Genomic DNA, 272 nt, shown 5'->3' on the forward strand with positions numbered 1-272 from the left:
TTGGGGGGGCCGGCGTACAGCGGGGCAATGGGCAAGAGTATTTACCTGCCCTTCGTTCGCCAGTGTTAACCGGCGCTGGAGCGTGCGGCGGAATTTTAGCAGCAGAAGATGGTATTGCGTTGCGCGCAGCAGGTTTTTGCAATATTAACGAGCTGTTTGAAGCACACGGTGAAATTGCACAGCGTATTGACGTGATAAAAGGCCCTGCGTCAGCGCTTTATGGCTCTAATGCGATACATGGTGTGATTAATGTGATTACCCCTGACACAACC

Annotated in this window: 1 protein-coding gene; it reads left to right on the plus strand. The window is 52.2% G+C overall.

Annotation, left to right across the window (positions count from 1 at the left end; all coding sequences use genetic code 11):
- On the plus strand, positions 1 to 272 hold a 272-nt coding region (locus NLF92_RS13000), incomplete at both ends, for a TonB-dependent receptor plug domain-containing protein (protein ID WP_254102636.1).

It is taken from the genome of Opacimonas viscosa, from assembly GCF_024199005.1.
GTDB classification, from domain to species: Bacteria; Pseudomonadota; Gammaproteobacteria; order Enterobacterales; family Alteromonadaceae; genus Opacimonas; species Opacimonas viscosa.